General features: G+C 39.2%; 17 protein-coding genes. 13 read left to right on the top strand and 4 right to left on the bottom strand.

The genetic code is table 11. The annotated features are described in order from the left end of the window. Positions 1-29 precede the first annotated feature (29 nt). Positions 30-989, bottom strand: coding sequence for a COX15/CtaA family protein (locus ACZ42C_RS02465; RefSeq protein ID WP_461182345.1), 960 nt, complete (start codon positions 987-989; stop codon positions 30-32). Between the two features lie 1,487 nt (positions 990-2,476). Here ACZ42C_RS02465 and coxB point away from each other — a divergent pair. The 6 genes from coxB (at position 2,477) to ACZ42C_RS02495 (ending at position 8,179) form a co-directional block, all read left to right on the top strand. Then, on the top strand, positions 2,477-3,532 hold the full coding sequence (coxB, locus tag ACZ42C_RS02470; RefSeq protein ID WP_461182344.1) for a cytochrome c oxidase subunit II: 1,056 nt from the start codon (positions 2,477-2,479) through the stop codon (positions 3,530-3,532). A gap of 50 nt (positions 3,533-3,582) precedes the next feature. Continuing rightward, positions 3,583-5,436: a cytochrome c oxidase subunit I gene (gene ctaD, locus ACZ42C_RS02475; protein WP_461182343.1), complete on the top strand. Its 1,854-nt coding sequence runs from the start codon at positions 3,583-3,585 to the stop codon at positions 5,434-5,436. Position 5,437: 1 nt separating this feature from the next. Then, on the top strand, positions 5,438-6,061 hold the full coding sequence (locus ACZ42C_RS02480) for a cytochrome (ubi)quinol oxidase subunit III (protein ID WP_461182342.1): 624 nt from the start codon (positions 5,438-5,440) through the stop codon (positions 6,059-6,061). Between the two features lie 3 nt (positions 6,062-6,064). Next, positions 6,065-6,388: a cytochrome c oxidase subunit IVB gene (ctaF, locus tag ACZ42C_RS02485; protein WP_461182341.1), complete on the top strand. Its 324-nt coding sequence runs from the start codon at positions 6,065-6,067 to the stop codon at positions 6,386-6,388. Between the two features lie 263 nt (positions 6,389-6,651). After that, the gene (gene ctaG, locus ACZ42C_RS02490) at positions 6,652-7,554 is read left to right on the top strand and encodes a cytochrome c oxidase assembly factor CtaG (protein ID WP_461182340.1); all 903 of its coding nucleotides are present in this window, start codon (positions 6,652-6,654) and stop codon (positions 7,552-7,554) included. Positions 7,555-7,723: 169 nt separating this feature from the next. Then, on the top strand, positions 7,724-8,179 hold the full coding sequence (locus ACZ42C_RS02495; protein ID WP_461182339.1) for a DUF420 domain-containing protein: 456 nt from the start codon (positions 7,724-7,726) through the stop codon (positions 8,177-8,179). 105 nt (positions 8,180-8,284) lie between these two features. Here the strand turns inward: ACZ42C_RS02495 and ytvI are convergent, their stop codons facing one another. Further along, the gene (gene ytvI / locus ACZ42C_RS02500; RefSeq protein WP_461182338.1) at positions 8,285-9,343 is read right to left on the bottom strand and encodes a sporulation integral membrane protein YtvI; all 1,059 of its coding nucleotides are present in this window, start codon (positions 9,341-9,343) and stop codon (positions 8,285-8,287) included. Between the two features lie 185 nt (positions 9,344-9,528). Further along, positions 9,529-9,894 carry a YugN family protein gene (locus ACZ42C_RS02505; RefSeq protein WP_461182337.1) on the bottom strand — a complete coding sequence of 122 codons (366 nt, stop codon included), beginning with the start codon at positions 9,892-9,894 and terminating at the stop codon, positions 9,529-9,531. Positions 9,895-10,164: 270 nt separating this feature from the next. Between ACZ42C_RS02505 and ACZ42C_RS02510 the strand changes: the two genes are divergently transcribed. From ACZ42C_RS02510 to coaD, 7 genes are all read left to right on the top strand, one after another. Next, on the top strand, positions 10,165-11,247 hold the full coding sequence (locus tag ACZ42C_RS02510) for a CAP domain-containing protein (RefSeq protein WP_461182336.1): 1,083 nt from the start codon (positions 10,165-10,167) through the stop codon (positions 11,245-11,247). 194 nt (positions 11,248-11,441) lie between these two features. After that, positions 11,442-11,852 (top strand): spore coat protein YlbD, encoded by a 411-nt coding sequence (ylbD, locus tag ACZ42C_RS02515; protein ID WP_464891359.1) that lies wholly within the window; start codon positions 11,442-11,444, stop codon positions 11,850-11,852. 12 nt (positions 11,853-11,864) lie between these two features. Continuing rightward, the gene (locus ACZ42C_RS02520; protein ID WP_461182334.1) at positions 11,865-12,098 is read left to right on the top strand and encodes a YlbE-like family protein; all 234 of its coding nucleotides are present in this window, start codon (positions 11,865-11,867) and stop codon (positions 12,096-12,098) included. Between the two features lie 54 nt (positions 12,099-12,152). Then, the gene (locus tag ACZ42C_RS02525; protein ID WP_461182333.1) at positions 12,153-12,590 is read left to right on the top strand and encodes a YlbF/YmcA family competence regulator; all 438 of its coding nucleotides are present in this window, start codon (positions 12,153-12,155) and stop codon (positions 12,588-12,590) included. Positions 12,591-12,645: 55 nt separating this feature from the next. Beyond that, positions 12,646-12,921: a YlbG family protein gene (locus ACZ42C_RS02530; protein WP_461182332.1), complete on the top strand. Its 276-nt coding sequence runs from the start codon at positions 12,646-12,648 to the stop codon at positions 12,919-12,921. A 357-nt stretch (positions 12,922-13,278) separates the two neighbouring features. Then, positions 13,279-13,839 (top strand): 16S rRNA (guanine(966)-N(2))-methyltransferase RsmD, encoded by a 561-nt coding sequence (rsmD, locus tag ACZ42C_RS02535; RefSeq protein ID WP_461182331.1) that lies wholly within the window; start codon positions 13,279-13,281, stop codon positions 13,837-13,839. Positions 13,840-13,855: 16 nt separating this feature from the next. Continuing rightward, on the top strand, positions 13,856-14,335 hold the full coding sequence (gene coaD / locus ACZ42C_RS02540; RefSeq protein ID WP_461182330.1) for a pantetheine-phosphate adenylyltransferase: 480 nt from the start codon (positions 13,856-13,858) through the stop codon (positions 14,333-14,335). A gap of 11 nt (positions 14,336-14,346) precedes the next feature. Here coaD and ylbJ read toward each other — a convergent pair whose 3' ends face one another. Then, on the bottom strand, positions 14,347-15,576 hold the full coding sequence (gene ylbJ, locus ACZ42C_RS02545; protein ID WP_461182329.1) for a sporulation integral membrane protein YlbJ: 1,230 nt from the start codon (positions 15,574-15,576) through the stop codon (positions 14,347-14,349). Between the last annotated feature and the right edge of the window lie 285 nt (positions 15,577-15,861).

The raw sequence follows: 15,861 nt of genomic DNA on the forward strand, positions 1-15,861 counted from the left end.
CAGATAGCAATTTGCGCTTTAATATAGGCTTAGTCCACTGTTACCAATGGAGACCCTTCCGCTTTTTTCACTTCCAGATCATCTGCTTTTGCACTTCTTGTAGCTAACATGATGAAATAGCATAATACACCAAAATAGCAAGTGATAACCAGTGCATGGAGTAAAGCGACACCCAGGTTTAATAATGTAAAAATGATCAAGGCGCCGAAGAACACCTGCAGGGAAATAAGTATCAGTGCTGCCATCCAGCCATAATACATAACCTTTTGCGAACGGTAATTTTTCATCACTCTGATGAAAAATAGTATTGTCCAAAGGAAGAGAATTCCTGCCATTAAACGATGTCCCATCTGGATCCATTGTTCCATGCTGTATGACGTAAAGTCAAAAGGAGCTGCATTATTACAGAACGGCCAGTCGCCGCAAACGAGATTGGCATCCGTATGACGTACCAAAGCGCCTGTATAGACAACAACCATCGTGTAAACAGAAAGGGCATAAATCTCAATACGGTGTTTCTTTTTTATAAACAGCCCGCTTGTATCCAGCTTTTTATCGATTTCAAATATAAGCAGTGTCAAGATAAATACAGCAGCAAACGAAACGAGCGATATCCCAAAGTGCGCTGCCAGTATAAAGTCAGGCTGTCCCCACATGACTACAACTGCTCCCAATAATGCCTGTAATATTAAAAAGATGATGGACATAACCGCCAAAAACTTTACTTCCCTAATATGCCCTATATATTTCCAAGCCAAGATGGAAAGCAGAATAACGGTAATTCCAACTACTCCGGAGACAAGTCTGTGGCTCAATTCAATAATTAATTCGGGTGTAATAACGGAAGGAATCAATTGCCCTTCACATAATGGCCAACTATCACCGCAACCTTCACCAGAACCTGTTTTAGTCACAAGTGCTCCACCGATTAAGACAAAAACCATTCCGATCGTAGTTACGACGGACAACCATTTTAAAGTCTTTAACATAACATAGCCTCACTTCTATGTAATAAATACAAGATAATTATCAATACTAATATTAATAGCATGTATTTCATTAACTTTGCAATAAAATAGCCCAAAAAAGTGATAAATGACACACAATTGTTACAGACTTGTCACTAATTATCATTTTCACTATGCAAAAAGTGAAAAACGCTTGCAAGTTTGTCATTTGTTTGCTAGAAATAATGTAGAGGATTTTTGCTGTGTTATTTATCACTTCACAGAAAAAAATTAAAAAAAGCCAAACTGCATGGTATTGCTGTAATTGTGCGGAAGGTTGATTACCTTTTAAGTTCAATTAACATCCGTTTTTTCACCGAAACGTCACAATTACATTCTTCCACTGGTATTATAATAATATTCTGTGTAGTTTGTTAGATTACGATTCATTTCCATGCTAAAATGAAGGTCATAGCCTATATGCTTGTAATAAAAATAATAGCATACCGCTGTGTAAATCCTTGAATGTGGAGTGTAAAGGGGGGAGAGACAGATGGAAAAAGCGGAGTCACCTTCTGGGATTGTTGGTGGATCTGCTGCCTATAAATATACCGTTTAAAATTGGGTTTTGAATTTCAATTTACTTACCGTGTTCATAGGGTTCTGGCTGGCATTGTATTTCACGGGTTTCATTCTTTGGAGCCAACTGGGACATTTTTTCTTTTAACCATGTCTGGAAGTGCACTGGTCATTGTGGCAGAATGTATCGTTAATAATTGATATGATGCAGATATTGACCGATCATGAACAAAAAACACACCCTGCAGTGATAGGCAATATAACACTCAATACAGCATTGGTACTTGGAATAGGCACCACAGTACTGGGATTAATCCTCTTGCATATCAACAGATTTCAAGCAGCACTGTTTGCCTTTTGGGGTTGGTTTGTAAATATTGTTCTGTATATCATTGGGTCAAAGAGAGGATGTACATTGATTGTTAACAAAGCAAATGGGAACTTGTAAGGAACAGTTCCGCCATTAATCGGCTGGACAGTCGTTTGAGCCAGGGTTTCATATTGTAACATTTATTTTGATTTATACAGATGTTCATATGACAGACCCCGCATTTCCTTGCACACAAAAGGAAAATGAGGACTACAGGAGAGCCGGCATTCCCATGTTTCTGTCAGAGCACGGTATTATTAATATGACGAAAACACAAACAGTCATATATATTCCATGCCTGATCCCATTGCCATTTAACTGGGTTCACGTGTAACGGCCAGTAATTATAATTGTCATACGAAACTTAGGACGGCTCATTTTAGGGATAAGCGGATTTTCTAGGAGAAAATGATTTAAATTGGGCAAATATACTTTTGTTTATTTACTTAACTATCCATTGAACTTTTTTAACCTTGATTGTATTTACAGTGATAATACCTGTCGGTTAAAAATTGGTTGATGTAATCCTGAAAAAATTCAAATATATAAGGTAACAACAAAGAGAAAGAGAGGTATAAACATGAATGGTTGGATGGGAAAATTCAAGTCATTGATTCTTTTAAGTTCATTGGCACTTGTTCTTGCCGGCTGTGGCAGAGATAACCTGACCGCCCTTGTACCAAAAGGGTATGGTGCTGAACAGTCCATGGATTTAATCATTCTTTCAACTGTCATTATGGTTTTTGTATTTCTTGTTGTAATCGTGGTCTATGCAATTGTCATATTACGATTCCGTAAAAAGAAAGGACAGGAAGATTACATACCGAAACAGGTGGAAGGGAATAAAACCCTGGAAACTGTATGGACGATTATACCGATCATTTTGGTATTGGTTCTTGCTGTGCCGACAGTGGCTGCTACTTTTGATCTGGCAGATGAGAGTGCTTCCGGAGAAGGGATTAATATTGATGTTACCGGGCACCAATACTGGTGGCATTTTGAATATGACGATGAAGAAATTACAACAAGCCAGGAAATGTATATTCCTGTCGGAGAAAGAGTTTATATTCATTTGCTGGCATCTGATGTCATCCACTCTTTCTGGGTACCAAGTATTTCCGGAAAAATGGATGTGAACCCGGAGAACGTGAATACGATGTATCTGGAAGCATACGAGGAAGGTGTTTACTGGGGTAAATGTGCGGAGCTTTGCGGACCGTCGCATTCATTAATGGATTTTAAAGTTATTGCAGTAGACCCTGAAGATTATGATCAGTGGGTAAGCGATATGCAAAATGTTGACGCTGATGAAGAACCGCAGGATGCAGTAGCTCAGGATGGTAAAGCTTTGTTTGAGCAAAATAACTGCATGGGCTGTCATGCCATCGGATCCTCCCCTTCAGCGGTAGGTCCTGATTTAACAAACTTTGCAAATCGGTCAAGAATTGCCGGGTATTTGGAGCCAACAAAAGAAAATCTGGTTGATTGGCTCATGGATCCTGAATCATTGAAGCCCGGAAACCAAATGACAGATACCTATCCTGCTCTATCAGAAGAAGAAGCGGACAGTATAGCTGAATACCTATTGCAGCTTGATCACTCGGAAATTACTCCTGAAAGTGCAGGCGGTTTATAAATGATGTATATAAATAATGGGATGAAAGATGATAAAGGGAGGTTTGGGATTTGAGTAATGCAGCTACTCAAAAACAAGGCTTCTGGGCCGTTTTATGGGATTACTTAACAACGGTTGACCATAAAAAGATAGCACATCTCTACTTATATGGAGGCGGCTTTTTCTTCCTGCTTGGCGGCTTGGAAGCACTGATTATCCGAATACAATTAATCAAACCTGAAAATGATTTTATCAGTGCGGGTTTGTACAATGAAATGATTACGATGCATGGTACCACCATGATATTCCTGGCGGCCATGCCATTATTCCTTGCTTTAATGAACGCTGTAATGCCTCTGCAAATCGGGGCTCGTGACGTTGCATTTCCATTTTTGAATTCTCTTGGATTCTGGCTGTTCATGTTTGGGGGTATTCTCCTTAACTGCAGTTGGTTCATGGGCGGTGCACCTGATGCTGGATGGACTTCCTATGCACCACTATCAATACAATCGCCGGGACATGGGGTCGACTTCTATGCTCTGGGACTGCAAATTGCTGGTGCAGGGACATTAATGGGAGGAATAAACTTTATAGCTACGATTGTTACAATGCGGGCACCGGGGATGACCTATATGCGTATGCCCCTGTTTTCGTGGGCTACATTCATAACAAGTGTGCTTATTCTATTTGCTTTCCCGGCACTGACAGTGAACCTGTTCCTGTTAATGTTTGACAGAATGTTTGGTTCCGCATTTTTCGATGTTTCTCTTGGCGGGAATACAGTTATCTGGCAGCATTTATTCTGGATTTTCGGTCACCCGGAAGTGTATATTCTGATTCTGCCGGCATTTGGTATGTTCAGTGACATAACTTCAACACTGTCCAAGAAGAGATTATTTGGTTACACCGCTATGGTGTTCGCTACAATCCTGATTGCCTTTTTAGGATTTATGGTTTGGGCACACCATATGTTCACAGTAGGTCTCGGACCTGTAGCAAACTCTATTTTTGCTATTGCTACGATGGCTATCGCAGTACCAACCGGTATAAAAATATTTAACTGGCTGGCAACGATGTGGGGCGGAAGCATTACGATCAATTCCGCTATGCTTTGGACACTAGGTTTTATTCCATCCTTTACTATTGGTGGTATGACAGGTGTTATGCTCGCATCTGCTGTTGCTGACTACCAGTACCATGACACATACTTTGTAGTGGCACACTTCCACTACGTTATAGTAGGTGGTTCCGTATTTGGTATTCTTGCAGGACTTCATTTCTGGTGGCCAAAAATGTTTGGCAGAATCCTGCACGAAGGTATGGGTAAGATCACTTTCTGGTTATTCTTTATCGGTTTCCATCTGACATTCTTTGTTCAGCATTTTCTGGGACTGATGGGAATGCCGCGCCGTTATTGGGTATTTTTGGAGGACCAGGGACTGGATACAGGAAACCTGGTAAGTACCATTGGTGCGTTTTTCATGACTGTGGCAGTAATTTTATTCCTGATTAACGTATTCTACTCCTGGGCAAAAGGTGATCAGGCACCGGGTGATCCATGGGATGGCCGGACTTTGGAATGGTCACTTGCATCTCCACCTCCTTATTATAATTTTAAGCAAACTCCGCTTGTTCGCGGATTGGACCCTTTATGGGTGGAGAAAATGGAAGGGAAAGGGAAAATCACTCCAGCAGAGCCTTTGGGTGATATTCATATGCCTAATTCAACCATCCTTCCATTCTTGATGTCTTTAGGTTTCACAATTGCAGGGTTTGGATTTATTTTTCAGGTGGATCATAAAGGATATTTAATTCTGCTGTTTGGTGGTATGGGTCTTGCGCTACTATCAATGCTGATCCGCTCCCTGAAAGATGACCATGGTTACCATATTAAGAAAGAAGAACTTGAAAGGGAGGCTGACTAGTATGAGTCACGATCATTCCTTAAATCCGGAAACAATGCCGCAGGAACCTGAAAAAGCCACCCTTGAAGGCAGAAACAAATTCTTTGGTTTATGGTTCTTCCTTGGCGGGGAGACAGTGCTTTTTGCAAGTTTTTTCGGGACTTATCTTGCGTTGAGAAATTCAACCGCAGGAGGTCCGTCTTCGGAAGAACTATTCGGTTTGGGACTCGTGTTCTTAATGACAATGATTCTCCTGACCAGTTCTTTAACCAGTGTTTATGCCATGTACCATATGAAAAACAATAATTTTAAAAAGATGCAGTTATGGCTGGGAATTACAGCACTGTTGGGGCTGAGCTTCCTGGCACTGGAAATTTATGAGTTTGCACACTATATCATTGATTATGGGTTTACTTTCCGATCATCTGCATTTGGATCTGCATTTTACACATTAGTAGGATTTCACGGAGGTCACGTTGTTTTTGGTATTTCCTGGTTGATCGCACTAATGGTACGAAATGCAAAGCGGGGACTAAACTTATACAATGCTCCTAAATTTTATACGTTCAGCTTATACTGGCACTTTATTGATGTCGTATGGGTATTTATCTTTACAGTTGTATATCTTATGGGAAGGGTGGGTTAATGTATGACAGAAAACACGAATACCAATCACGTTGATTCGTTTCGAAAACGCAGGAACAAAGATGAAATGAAGAAACAGTTCATTAGCTTTGCATTAATGATTGGTTTTACCATTATCGCATTTATTGCTGTGGCAGCAGATGTGATGGATCAAATGTTTATTGTACCGTTAATCTTAATCCTTGCCGTAGTACAGGTTGGCTTTCAATTTTACTACTTTATGCATATGAAAGATAAAGACCATGAAATGCCAGCAGTAATGATTTATGGCGGTGTCTGGGCGGCAGCTCTTACAGTTGCAGGGCTTGTACTGATCGTCTGGTGGTAATAGAAAAAGACTGGCTTAGCCAGTCTTTTTCTTAATTATTCCCATCTTTCCCGCTAATTTATTTTGTCTATAAACTGTCATAATTTAAAGTAGTTCACTATTTAATTATCAGTTATACTTGATGTATATTATTTTTTTCCCAGTATAAACGGCTCCCTTTTTCATGTTACTGACTGGAAAGAAATTGACTTTACTTCTTATATTTATAACCGGTAAATCACTGCATCCATACGAAAGAGTTGATGCAACGGGAGGATTTAAAGATGTGGTTGGAATTACAGATTTTCGGTTTCCGTGCTTTGTGGAGTCCTTACTTTTTCTTATTTGTGGCAGGGCTGGCCTTGTTATATTTTCTTGTGACAGGACCTTACCGGCATAAATTTGGAGGTGATGACAAACCTTCCATAAAGCAGCAGATATCATTTTATTCAGCAATGGTTTTGTTGTATGCCGTAAAAGGAGCTCCAGTGGATTTATTGTCGCATATTATGCTTAGTTTCCATATGACGCAAATGGCGATTTATTATCTTGTATTTCCTATTTTGGTCATTAAAGGTCTTCCGGTTTGGATTTGGAAAAAGGTCTTGTATGCACCGTTTATAAAACCTGTATTACGTGTACTAACAACACCTGTGGTTTCGTTATTATTGTTCAACAGTTTATTTTCTTTATATCACATACCGGCAGTACATGATTTTTCGAAAACATCACAACTGGTTCACACTTCTGTTTCTTTAACAATTCTAGTGGCAGCTTTTATTGTTTGGCTTCCCATACTGGCACCGGTTAAAGAGCTGGACAGAATAAAACCATTGGGTAAAATACTGTATATATTTGCAAATGGTGTATTAATTACGCCTGCTTGCGCATTAATTATATTTGCCAATGACCCGCTTTATTTAACTTATAGTTCAGAAGGGGCATGGATGCAGGCAATGGCGTTGTGCGTGCCGGGAGATGTACTGCAGGGAATCTCACCTTCCATTTCCGGTCCGGAGATGTTTTCTCCAATGGATACACGGACGGATCAGCAACTGGGCGGTATTATTATGAAAATCCTGCAGGAGATTACCTATGGCATTATATTGGCCAGTGTGTTTTTCAAGTGGTTTACCAAAGAAAATCTCAAAGTGGACCCCGCACCTCCAGAACCACAAAACATGTAATGTTTTCACTTATTTAATTGCCGGATGCTAATACTGATTCAGCTTTGCATTGGTAAATAGTTTACAGCAGAGTTTCAATGTTAATAATGATATGGCATTTAAATTTTTTGCCTATACGGGAGACGGGGGATAATTTGAGCATTTGTAAACGAAAGGAACAGTATATATTATGGCATTCTTACCAACAATCAGTACATTTTTTATTCTCTTAAGTGCTATCTTAGTTGCGGTCGGCTGGTGGTGTATAGCAAAAGACAAAAGATCTGCCCACAAAAAGGTCATGCTGGCTGCGGCAGTAAGTGCATTGCTGTTTTTTATCATTTACGTATCACGTACTATTTTTGTTGGAAATACAAGCTTTGGCGGGCCGGAAGAACTTGAAATATATTATACGGTATTTCTTGTTTTCCATATCATTTTGGCAACAACCGGTGCGGTTTTTGGCCTGGTCACCCTTCGACTGGCTATAAAGCGGAATATTTCCAGGCATAGAAAGATAGGTCCGGTTACGAGTATTATTTGGTTTTTTACTGCCATAACAGGCATTATGGTATATTTATTACTGTATGTGTTATATGATGGCGGGGAGACGACCAGTCTTATCCGGGCGATATTTGGCACATAAATAGTAAAGGGTGAAGGCGCCGTGCCTTCACCCTTTACTATTTATTGGCTGTTTCCTTTTATTGTATTTTTAAAAAAAGACAGGTAAAAAGCGTTGAAAAGTTGCTTATAATTTTATATTCCATTTAAATATACCGACTTCCTTAGCAGAAGTAAATACAATGACAAGTAATGGACCGAGTATAAATCCCCATATCCCCAGAAGCTGCAATCCGAGAAACATGGATATAAGGGTTGCCAGCGGACTTAAACCAATTTGCTCTCCCATTACTTTAGGCTCCACAGTTCTTCTGATCGCAAGCAATACAATGGCCAATACAGCAAGCTGAATACCAAAAACCGTGTCTCCGGCCAATAATGCATAAGCTGCCCAAGGCCCCAGAACAATGATGGAACCGATAATTGGGATTAAGTCGACTGCCCAAATAATGAGAGACATAATAATAGCTACTTCCGGTATAATTATAAATAATCCTATTAATGTTACGGCAAAGATGATCATGGATACTAAAAATTGAGCTTTGAAAAAGCCGAAAAACACACTGGCTAATCTTGCATTCATAAAGGATACTTTTTCTGCAGTCTCTTTTGTAAATAATTGATACATTTTTGTTTTAAGTATCGGTAATTCCAACATGAATAAAAATAACGCGATTAAGTAAACGAGAATACTGATTAAATATTCGGGGATTTTTGCAAAGATCTGGGCAATATTATCAAGTGTAATTTTTTCCCTAACCGTTTCACTTAATGTATGTAAATTTGATTCAATGCCTTTTGTGACTTCATCGACAAATTCGGCGGGTAAATCATCCGTAAATCCCTGAAGCTCTTCTTCCCATGTCTGGTAGATTTGGTTCATTTGATTGACATAAGCAGGCACGTCCTCTACAAGGTTAACTACCTCTGTAACTGCTTTGGAAATTACGGTTGCTCCGATAAATGCAACCACCATTAAAAAAAGAGTGAAAACAATTATAACAGATAGTTTTCTGTTTATTTTTGTTTTTCGCTGCGTGAGCCTTATAAGTGGATTAAGGATTAAGGCAGTAATAAGCGCTAATACCAGAGGAATAGAAATTGGCAAAATAAAAATAGCAGCCAAGATCACAATTATTCCGAGAAAAATAAGCGTCCATTGTCTTTTTGTAATTGATCGAAACACAGTAGTATGGTGACCCCTTTCAAGTTAGAGTGGAGGTTAAAAACATTGTACAGTAAAAGTGACACTGAATGGGCAATATCGTGCCGTTTTAGCATACATATGAAGAAATGGTTAAAAGAATGAAGGCGATTTTTTATTTTTTAAAGCCAGCCGCTAAAATATAAGCAGCTGGCTGTTTACACTTCTTACTTTTGATGCTGTTCAATTTCCTCTTTTAATTTAACGACCAGGTTATTGGCCCGTTCCACGAGATTTTCCGGAAAATTTTCTTCTTCCCCGTATTCCACGCCATGTGGATAATAGTGTTTTCCCAGTAGCGGGGTCATCAGTTTAATTACCGCATTGCGTCGGTCTACGTCACCTTCAACTGCATAACCCTGTAACCGTATATAATATGTAATATTCTTCTCTTTTGAATCAATTCTATAGTCGTACGTAACCCTTTCATAATCCCATTGACCGGCCCGGATAAAAGCGTGCTTAGCTGTAATATGATCCAGTGGTTTCAGGTCGATAACAATCTCATCAATTCCTGTATTTTCTATTCTCATTTTATCCACCTCACGTATTTGTCCTCACTAACCTATGATAGTATGAAATGCTTGAAGTTGCAATTGATAAGGTTAAGATTTTTGCCGGATTATATGACAAGAAATTTCGGGTTGCTGCTGTATACGAATGAAATTGGACTTCTCCACCAAAATATAAAGCCTTCCGCTGTTAAAAAATGCTATAATTATATCAAAATTAATAGAAAAAATAGCATGTATTTTATCTCTTTAACATATAGTGTAATAAAAAGGTACAAAGGAGTTTCTTCTATGCGTCTTGTGAAAAATCTATCTTTAGCCGCACTCGTTTTGTCAATTGGTCTCTACCTAACATACGAAACAATGTATAAAGAGGAAGAGGCATTGGATTTGGTCAGGGAAGCAACATGGAAACAGCATACACTTGAAACCAAAGTTGCTCCTGAAATAGATAGGAAGTTTCCTTTGGAAGGAGATTTATTCCAATGGATGAAAAGTAATACCGAAGCACTGACTGAAGCTTTTGGAGAACCTGACAGGAAAGATATGAGTGCTTACGGCTACACCTGGTGGGTGTATACGGACCAACATGATAGTTATGTGCAGTTTGGCGTTTTGGAAAATAAAGTGGTTACCATTTATGCAACAGGGGAAGACCTGGATTTATCTCCGATACATATCGGTCAGGAATATGATTCTGCAGTTGATGCCTATACAGCAAGCGGGGAATTTCAGTTCAGTAATGAAGTAGACTACACCAGCAGTTTTTCATCCTATACCTTTATTTTGAATGATGAAGATTTAAAATCCCGCCCATTAGTAAAAGTAGACGACGATATATTTATACAGAACTATTTTGACACGTTTAAGAATGAATTGTCGTCCATTAGAGTGTTAACGGCCGATGTTTTGCTAAGGCACCGCCCGTATGAACTCCGATACCGTGGAAACCTCCCCGAAAGTCCCAATCTGTCCGAAGAAGCATGGGAGGAGGTCGAAAAAGGGATGGAGCAGCAGATTTTTGATATTACAAATGTGATTCGAAAACGGCATAATTCAACCGCATTAAGCTGGGAGGACGATGTCAGCGAGGTAGCTTATTTCCACAGCAAAGATATGGCCGACAACAATTATTTTTCTCATACGAGTTTAAATGGAGACGGTTTAAAAGAGCGGTTGTCCGAGTTGAACTTATTTTATCGGACAGCAGGAGAGAATATCGCCGCACAATATTCAGATGCACCTTCTGCAATGGAAGGCTGGTTAAATAGCGAAGGGCACAGGGAAGCATTATTCAATGACGAATATACACATCTTGGTGTGGGAGTCTATCGGCTCTATTACACACAAAACTTTTTGCAAAAACCAATGTAGTAAGTCAGCGTCCCCACTAAAGGTGAGGTGTTCCGCCATTTGGGAAGAAGAGTTTTCGTGACGGGGTTAAACAGCGATGAAGAAACTGTGTTCAAAATACTTCTTGTTTTAAATGATGGTTTTATCGCTTAGTTGAAAATCACAGTATATAGGTCATCGGCATAAAATAATTAGTAAAATGAATGGCTTTTGAGGTGAGTAAATTGGGCGATCAAAAACTCCATCCATCTGTGAAAGAATTTAAAGAGTTTGTTAATAGACATCCAAAATTAATTGAACATCTAAGAAAAAAAGGACGGCCATGGCAGGAGTATTATGAAAAGTGGATATTGCTTGGTGAAGAAGATGACTACTGGAATGCTTTTAAAGGAGAAGACAGTGAGCCTGACGAAAAGAATACGGATGAAGAGGAATCGAAAAAGAAGAACACAGAGTTGTTCAGCCAGTTGGTAAAAATGGCTGAAAACATGGATATGGATAAGGTTCAGAAACAGGTTCATCAATTAAGCAATACGATTTCCACTGTTCAGGATGCATTGAGTCAGTTTCAGCAGAACAAAGGTTCAAACACTGCTCAAAACCATTATCGTTGGCCTCGGGATTAAGGAGGGTGAAACATGGATGAAAACACATACCAATATTTAGAAAGCAACCCATCCCTCCTCAAATTTGTACGTTATAATCCGATATGGTACCGCTACTTGGCAAGGGAGCCGGAATTGGTAAGGGGAATAGAAAAAGAAGCAAAAAAATTTTACGGAAAAACATTTTCCCAACGAATGGATCGTGTAAATAATCATGTACAAATGATGGGCATGCTTATGCAATTTGCCGAAGCAATGAAAGATTAATTATTCTCAGAAAGGCTTTTACATGTTAAGATAGTGGTGGAGGTGTTAAATGGGATGATTGCTACACTGGAGTATGCAGATATATTGGATCATTCGGAGGCACTTGCCAGGATGATATTGGATTCAGAAGATATGCAGGCCTATCAGGAAGCAAAGAAATTACTGGATCACGATACGGAAGCTCAACAGCTTATAAAAGCGTTTATAAATATAAAAGAAGACTATGAGGATGTCCAGCGGTTTGGCCGCTATCATCCGGATTATAACCAGATTATGAAAACTGTACGTTCTGCTAAACGGGAAATGGATATGAATGAAAAAGTTGCAGCTTTTAAAGTTGCAGAGCGGAACATACAAAAGCTTCTGGATGAAGTCAGCTCCCATATCGCCTTAAGTGTCAGCCAAGACATTAAGGCACCCAAGGACGGAGCAGCATTAACCGACAGCGGCTGCGGATGCGGAAGCGGCGGGAGTTGTGGGTGTGCTTCCTGATGCAGCGGAAGGCGAAAGCAAATATAAAATATATTTATAAATGAGGATTATATATATGAGGGTAAACAGACAGGGACTGATCGTCTGGTTTCAACATAAAAAGAACATAAAGCAAATTAAACGGCACGGACATTTACTTTATATCTCAAAAAAAATGAAATACGCAGTGATTTACGTAAATGCTTCAGATATCGAAAGAATGGAAGAAAAACTGTTAAAGCTTCCATTTGTATCAAAAGTGGAACGGTCTTACAAGCCTTATGTTGCGACTGATTTTCATAATGCCATTCCTGATCAGGCCAAACAATATGACTATCATTCGTCTATGTAAATATTCAACCGGAAATACTTATATGAAAAAACCACCATGGATCCATTTTGGCGTCCATGGTGGTTTTTTCGGCAAAAGAAAAACCTGTAGAAAAACTTCTACAGGTCTTTTTGTTTTCGCTCATCGAAAACAAAAAGGCAAAGGGAGAGGAGAAACCGGAGGAAGAACTTATGGGGAAGTGTAAGTCTTCTCCGAGTTTGAAACAGCTGATTAAACTTTCGCCGTTTCATTATGTTATTATGGACGAGTAAATTAAAATTATACATATTGATTTATCTTTGTTTTGAAGTCACTATTTCTTAACTTTGTTTTTTATGGTAGGATTAATGTCGAATAGTCTCAATTCGAGGTGAAGGTATGCGTGTTGTTGCAGGTATACATAAAGGAAGGAAATTAAAAGCGGTTTCAGGTATGGCAACAAGACCTACCGGAGATAAAGTAAAAGAAGCTGTTTTTCAAGTGATGGGACCGTTTTTTCATGGTGGCAAGGTGCTTGATTTATTTGCCGGAAGTGGGGCTTTAGGGATAGAAGCTCTAAGCAGGGGAATGGACTTTGCTGTTTTTATTGACAAGCAATCAAAAGCGGTACATACCATTCATGATAATGTAAAAACTCTCAGCCTAACCGATCAGACAGAGGTATATCGAAACGATGCCTTTCGTGCCATACAGCTTTTGTCTAAGAGAGAGTTGCAATTTGACCTCATTTTGCTTGATCCGCCGTACGGGAAGGTTGACATGATAAAACTGCTGCAAGAAATCAGCCGTTGCGCTTTACTTAAAAAAAATGGCTTTATTTATTGTGAACATGATATTTCCCTGACACTGCCGCAACAAATTAATAATTACAGCATCCTTAAGCAAAGTAATTATGGGGACACCATAGGGGTTACCATATACCAGGAAAAGATAGAATAGAAAGGATTGATATTAGTTGAGTGGACTCGCCATCTGCCCCGGGAGCTTTGATCCGATAACATACGGACATTTGGATATTATTAAACGGGGATCGAAAATTTTCGATGAAGTTATCGTCGCAGTTTTTAAAAATCAGTCAAAAAATCCTATATTTACGGTGGAAGAACGTATACAGCTTATTGAAGAAAGTGTCAAAGAGTATCCAAACGTGTCTGTTGATACTTCAAGCGGATTGCTAATAGATTATGCTGAATCCAAAAATGCACAAGCGATCATTCGTGGTCTGCGTGCAGTTAGTGACTTCGAGTATGAGATGCAAATCACTTCCATGAACAGAAAGCTTAATCCTGAAATAGAAACTTTTTTCATGATGACGAATAACCAGTATTCTTTCTTAAGCTCAAGTATTGTGAAAGAAGTTGCAAGATACCACGGAAATGTCAGTGATCTGGTGCCTGAAGTAGTTGAAAATGCATTAAAGGAAAAATATAAATAAAAGATGTTGCCTTAAGCAGCATCTTTTTTCAACGTTCTTCGATACAATATGATGGCACCCGTACCAAGTGTGATGATCGTAACTGCCGGGCCGATTTGTGAAATTTGATTTATCGTTTCAACCCAAATATTCGTACCTGCTTCCCGGGAAACTTCGATATCCTCTCTCTCTAGTGTTTGCCTGTTTAAGTATAGAGGATAATATAATATCAGCGTTAACATACTGGAGAATATTCCGTGCAAAAACCTGGCAAAAAAATAGGGTGAAAACTGGATGTCTGTTTTTGCCAAGATGCTGGCGACCTGGGCCTGGACAGAAAAACCATTGAATCCTAATATGAAACTGACAATTAAAGCTTTTTGCAGCAGTGTGTCGGTGGAAACCTGTGAAATCATCTGCGCTCCTATAGTTATTTCAAATAGGCCCGAGAAAAAAGGGGAAGCCAGTTCAGCAGGCAGTGAAAATAAAACCAAAACATGCTGAAGTATTCCTGATATCATCGGGGATACACCAACAAGATGGAACAGCTTGGTCAAGACTGAAAAAAGAATAATAAACCCGCCAATCATAACAAGTGTCTGAATGGAATTAATTACTGCATCTCCAAGAACTTTTCCCAATGGACGCTTATCCTGAATACGGGTACGGTGCATCTCCCGAAATGCTCTTACAATGGATAAATTTGAGCCGGACTCCTTCCCGGTGCGCTGAAAAGTTTTTTCTCTGTCGTTCCTTTTATAATAGCGCATACAAATCCCTACGAGTGCATTACCGGTGTAATGAGCAACAGCCAATAAAAAACCAAGCTGTGCATCATGAAAAAAACCGATGGCTACAGCCCCAACAATGAATAGAGGACTGGAAGCATTCGTAAAGGAAACAAGTCTTTCAGCTTCAACCTTTGTTAGCTGACCGTCCTCACGCAGGAGTGCAGCAATTTTTGCACCGGTCGGATACCCGCTTGCCATACCCATGATCCAACCAAAACTGCCAGCACCAGGTACATTAAATAACGGTCTCATTATGGGTTCAAATAATATACCGACAAATCTTACTACACCAAATGCAATTAATAATTCTGCTGTAATAAAGAATGGGAGCAATGAAGGAAATACAACCTCCCACCATATATTTAACCCCCTTATACTCGCCTCGAACGCCTGATCCGAAAAATACACCAGGCAGAAAGCGAAAAAAGTGGTAAATACTGCTAAAAAAATGGATTTCGATTTTTGTACCAATGCTGTAGCCTCCTATAGAGATTAGCTAGCTCTTGATTGTTATCTCTGATATAATAATAGAATAATTTTTGTTGTGGTTCTGGCTTATGAAATGAATAACCCGGGTAAAATCCTATGTACAAGCATGTAGGTCTTTTAACAATATACGCGCATACATGCTATATTTATGCCATACACTTTTTTTAAACAGCTAATATTTATAATTGAAAATACAGATAAAATTACGGCCATAAGGTTTGCCCTTAAAGAGATGTATTGCATTACTAATAAAAACCGGGTTTATGC

The sequence above is a fragment of the Virgibacillus kimchii genome (assembly GCF_055379185.1).

Coding starts and splice junctions, on each gene's coding strand:
- ACZ42C_RS02495 (WP_461182339.1), top strand. CDS start 7,724: ATGGCATTCTTACCAACAATCAGTACATTTTTTATTCTCTTAAGTGCT.
- ACZ42C_RS02530 (WP_461182332.1), top strand. CDS start 12,646: ATGAGGGTAAACAGACAGGGACTGATCGTCTGGTTTCAACATAAAAAG.
- ACZ42C_RS02480 (WP_461182342.1), top strand. CDS start 5,438: ATGAGTCACGATCATTCCTTAAATCCGGAAACAATGCCGCAGGAACCT.
- ctaG (WP_461182340.1), top strand. CDS start 6,652: ATGTGGTTGGAATTACAGATTTTCGGTTTCCGTGCTTTGTGGAGTCCT.
- rsmD (WP_461182331.1), top strand. CDS start 13,279: ATGCGTGTTGTTGCAGGTATACATAAAGGAAGGAAATTAAAAGCGGTT.
- ACZ42C_RS02505 (WP_461182337.1), bottom strand. CDS start 9,894: ATGAGAATAGAAAATACAGGAATTGATGAGATTGTTATCGACCTGAAA.
- ACZ42C_RS02465 (WP_461182345.1), bottom strand. CDS start 989: ATGTTAAAGACTTTAAAATGGTTGTCCGTCGTAACTACGATCGGAATG.
- ACZ42C_RS02510 (WP_461182336.1), top strand. CDS start 10,165: ATGCGTCTTGTGAAAAATCTATCTTTAGCCGCACTCGTTTTGTCAATT.
- ACZ42C_RS02525 (WP_461182333.1), top strand. CDS start 12,153: ATGATTGCTACACTGGAGTATGCAGATATATTGGATCATTCGGAGGCA.
- ACZ42C_RS02520 (WP_461182334.1), top strand. CDS start 11,865: ATGGATGAAAACACATACCAATATTTAGAAAGCAACCCATCCCTCCTC.
- coxB (WP_461182344.1), top strand. CDS start 2,477: ATGAATGGTTGGATGGGAAAATTCAAGTCATTGATTCTTTTAAGTTCA.
- ctaF (WP_461182341.1), top strand. CDS start 6,065: ATGACAGAAAACACGAATACCAATCACGTTGATTCGTTTCGAAAACGC.